Raw genomic sequence first — 3,832 nt, 5'->3', positions numbered from 1 at the left:
GGACGGGGAGGGGGACGACGCGGTCGAGGGTGCCGTCGGGGGTGTAGCGGCGGACCGCTCCGCCGTCCCAGAGGGCGACCCAGACGCAGCCGTCGGCGTCGACCGTGAGGCCGTCGGGGAAGCCCGCGCCTTCCTCGATGACCGTCAGCGGGCGACGGTTGGAGATCTGCCGGCCCTCGCCCACGTCGAAGACGTCGACGCGGCGGGTCGGGGAGTCGATGTAGTACATCAGGCGGCCGTCCGGGCTCCAGCCGATGCCGTTGCTGACGGCGACGTCGTCGAGGACCGTGCTGACCGTGCCGTCGGCGGTGAGGTGGGACAGGGTGCCGCCGCCGGGGGCCTCGTCGTAGCGCATGGTGCCCGCCCAGAGGGAACCGTCGGGTGCCACGGCCGCGTCGTTGGCGCGGCGGCCCGGGACCGGCTCGTGGTGCAGCCAGCGGAAGCCGCCGTCGGCGTCGCGCAGGCCGACGCCGTCGCGGAGGTTGAGCACCAGCCCGCCGCCCTCGCGCGGCTTCGCGGCGCCCACGTGCTGTTCGGTGACAGTGACCGTGCGGCGGCCGGAAACGGGGTCGTAGGTGTGGACGCGGGAACCGAGGATGTCGATCCAGATCAGCCGCTGGGCGGCGGTGTCCCAGGTGGGGCCCTCGCCGAGGGTCGCGTGCTCCCGTACCGCGATCTCGTAGCCCGTGGGCGTCGTCATGCCACGCTCCGGTGTCCGAGGTTCTCCGACAGCTCCGCCGCGCCCTTGGCGACGAGCTCCTCCAGCTCGGCCCGGCGCTCGTCGCTCCAGCGGATCATGGGCACGGAGATGGAGAGCGCGGCGACCACCCTGCCGGTGCGGTCGCGGACCGGGGCGGCCACGCAGGACACGTCCGGGTTGGACTCGCGGCTCTCCACCGCGATGCCGCGCCGGCGGATCTCGGTCAGGGTCTCGCGCAGGGCGGCCGGGTCGGTGATGCTGTTCGGCGTCATCCGGACCAGGTCCGCGTCGTCGGGGATGCGGGCGGTGAGCTCGTGCTCGGGGAGGGAGGCGAGGAGCATCTTGCCGACCGAGGTGCAGTGCGCGGGCAGCCGGCGCCCGGCGGCGGACACCATGCGGACGGCGTGCGTGGAGTCGACCTTGGCGATGTAGATGACGTCCGTGCCCTCCAGGATCGCCACGTGCACCGTCTCGTCGCAGGTCTCGGCGACGGTCCGGGCGACCTGCTGGCCCTCGGCGGCGAGATCGAGCTGCTCGGCGTAACGGCTCCCGAGCTGGTACGGACGCACACCGAGCCGGTAACGTCCCGGTTGTCCCGGTACCGGGACGATGTACGACCGGGCGGCGAGCGTGGTGACCAGCTCGTGCACGGTGGTGCGCGGCAGCTGCAGCTTGCGCACGATGTCGGGGGCGGACAGCGTGCCGTCCCCGTCCAGGAAGAGCTCCAGTATGTCGAGAGCCCTGGTCACGGCGGGTACGAGGCGTCCCACGACCGGCCCCCTCCCTTGCGTCTTTGGTGACTGCGTTCGAGATTTCAACAGTCGATCGGCATGACGAACACAGGCTAGCCACAAGGGCCCGACCGGGCAATGGTCCGGTGACGCCTGGGTTGCGGGCGGGCAACGCGACCGACCTTCCCTTTTGCGCCAATTGCCGGGCTGCTTGACGCCACTTCCGCCGGGTGACCAGAACGCGCCTCGGATTCTCCGCACGACGTCTCGTGGCTGCCGGTGCTGTTCGCCGTGCGGCCATGCCGTTGTGCCGCCGCGCGGATCGCGGCCCCGTTTCCCGGTTTCTCAGCGAGGAGCACAGCGTGCCGTTCTTCCCCCGGCAGGTCCTGGTCACCACTGCCGTCGTCGGCGTCCTGGCGGTGACGTCCGCCTGTGGCGGGCAGGACGACGGCAACGACTCGGCTTCGGACACGGTCGGGCTGTCCCGCACGCCCGGCACGGGCTCCTCGGGGTCCGCTGCTTCCGCATCCCCGAGCGCCTCCGGCTCGGCGCCCGCGAGCCCCTCCGGGTCCGGCTCGCCGTCCGCCTCTGCTTCCGCCTCCGCTTCGGCGTCACGCCTCCCGAAGGGCACGAGCGGGTCCGGGAGCGGTTCGAAGGCCGGCTCGGGCTCCGGTTCCGGTGACGCGACCGCCGCTCCGGCGCCCGCCGCCCCGGACTTCCCCGTGCCGGTGCAGGTGGGCGACGCCACCCAGGTGATCCCAGGGGTACCTACACGATCACCGAGGGGTTCGGCGTGGAGTCCGGTGGCACCGCGATGCCGTACCACGTGGTTACCCAGGACGACTGGTGGGTGGAGGATCCCGAGTCGAAGTTCTACAACCAGATGCACGGGGAGGCCGGCGCGGACTTCCCGCTCACGGAGGCCGGCGACCGCGGCAGTGAGCACCTCGTCAACTACCCCACGCAGTACGCCAAGGCGCTCGTCATCAACTTCAACCGCCGGCCCGCCACCCCCGGCCGGGGAGCGGGCATCTTCCTCCACGTCAACGGGAGCGGCGCCACCGCGGGCTGTGTCTCGGTTCCCCGGGCGACCATGGACCGGATCATGGGGTGGATCAGGCCGTCCGCACACCCGAGGATCGCGATTGGCTGAGGCCATGGCCGGGGCCGAGACGGGGGCCGGGCGGGGCCGGGCCTCACGAGGCTTCCTGCCGGGCCCTCCCGTGCAGCAGCAGATAGAAGGTCTGCAGCGACTCCTCGCGCCCGGCCTCGAAACGATTCACCACCTTGCCGAGCGGATTCCACACCCGCCCGTCCGGCATCCGCACCCCGACGGGCTGCCCAAAGTACGTCCGCTGCTCGGCGTCGAAGTCCACCCAGACCGCCCCGGCCCGGCGCACCAGCACCTCACCGACGTACGCCCCGAGCCCGAACAGCGTTCCGGCGACCCGCTCCCGGTCCGCCTTGCCCTTGCGCAGACCGTCGACAAGGAAGTCGACGACCCGCAGGCTGGCGACCGAGTAGTCCAGCGGCAGCCGGTTCCTCGCGGTCACCCGTGTGACGAACCGGTCGGCGTGCTGCCGCATCACGCGTGCGGTCGGCTGCTGCGCCCTTGCTCCAGGCATGTCTCCGGGCATGTCCCCCGCCCCCTAGGTCGCTGTGTGCAAGCGGTTGTCCGCTCTCCCCTCGACCAAGCGCACCGCCGAACGCAAACGTCACACCTTTCTCACACGAAGGTCTCAACGTCGCAGAGCGCGACACCTCAAGGAGCAGCCGTGATCGCTCGAGGCCACCTTCCGGCGCTGGGACGACCAACCGGTGAGGGAGACGAGGTCATCGACCCAGTCCTCTCCGGACTCGGCGTCCCGCCCGTGGATCCGCGCCTTCACGACCGCGTCACCCTCGCGGGCAACGTGATGGTTCCCGTGAAGGTCCCCTTGGTCGACTCCGTGACGTCCTGGGCGTAACGGATGTTCTGACCGCCGTAGGGGACGAGGAAGGCGAACCGGAAGATGTGCTTCTTGATCCGGTACGTCGCAGCGTCGAGGGCGACCGATTCCACGACGCGCTCCACGGTGATCCGGCTCTCGGAAGCCGTGACTCCCCCGCCTCCAGCCTGGCCCACTGCCGGAACCAGGCCGCGATCCCCGGCTGCCGCGAGAGATACGGCGCCGACTTCAGCAGCGCGCCGGTACCGCCCAGGAGTTCGTCGGCCCGCTCCACGAAGGCGGGGTCGGGCATTCTCCGCCCCAACTCGACCGAGGCGACGGTGTACTTGGAGTACCGCACCAGCGACCCGAACTCCTCCCGCCCGAAGCCCGCGTGCTCCCGCAGCGCCTGTACCACCGCCCCGAACGTCCGCAGACTGTCGGACGCCTCGGGCTCTCCCCCGCCGCTTCCG

The 3,832-nt window shown here is 71.4% G+C and carries 5 protein-coding genes and 1 pseudogene; 1 reads left to right on the top strand and 5 read right to left on the bottom strand.

Translation table 11 applies throughout. The annotated features are described in order from the left end of the window. Positions 1-700 (bottom strand): SMP-30/gluconolactonase/LRE family protein (locus FNH08_RS46650; protein WP_152777855.1); only part of this gene is annotated, 700 nt, incomplete at its 3' end. Then, complete coding sequence (locus FNH08_RS46645; protein WP_322726546.1) at positions 697-1,470, bottom strand: IclR family transcriptional regulator; 774 nt, start codon at positions 1,468-1,470, stop codon at positions 697-699. The genes FNH08_RS46645 and FNH08_RS46650, both read right to left, overlap by 4 nt. A gap of 754 nt (positions 1,471-2,224) precedes the next feature. Here FNH08_RS46645 and FNH08_RS54280 point away from each other — a divergent pair. Next, entirely contained in the window at positions 2,225-2,584 is a 360-nt protein-coding gene (locus FNH08_RS54280) for a L,D-transpeptidase family protein (protein ID WP_407704590.1), read from the top strand. 43 nt (positions 2,585-2,627) lie between these two features. On the opposite strand, the gene FNH08_RS46635 is transcribed toward FNH08_RS54280, so the two are convergent. The 3 genes and pseudogenes from FNH08_RS46635 to FNH08_RS46630 form a co-directional block, all read right to left on the bottom strand. Continuing rightward, positions 2,628-3,056 (bottom strand): hypothetical protein, encoded by a 429-nt coding sequence (locus tag FNH08_RS46635; protein WP_228034795.1) that lies wholly within the window; start codon positions 3,054-3,056, stop codon positions 2,628-2,630. A 260-nt stretch (positions 3,057-3,316) separates the two neighbouring features. Then, complete coding sequence (locus FNH08_RS51315; RefSeq protein WP_194238857.1) at positions 3,317-3,493, bottom strand: hypothetical protein; 177 nt, start codon at positions 3,491-3,493, stop codon at positions 3,317-3,319. Positions 3,494-3,537: 44 nt separating this feature from the next. After that, positions 3,538-3,832 (bottom strand): annotated as a pseudogene (locus FNH08_RS46630) (helix-turn-helix domain-containing protein); the annotation flags it as partial.

It is taken from the genome of Streptomyces spongiae, assembly GCF_009377185.1.
GTDB classification, from domain to species: Bacteria; Actinomycetota; Actinomycetes; order Streptomycetales; family Streptomycetaceae; genus Streptomyces; species Streptomyces spongiae.
This window is presented reverse-complemented; position numbering and strand designations above follow the sequence as displayed.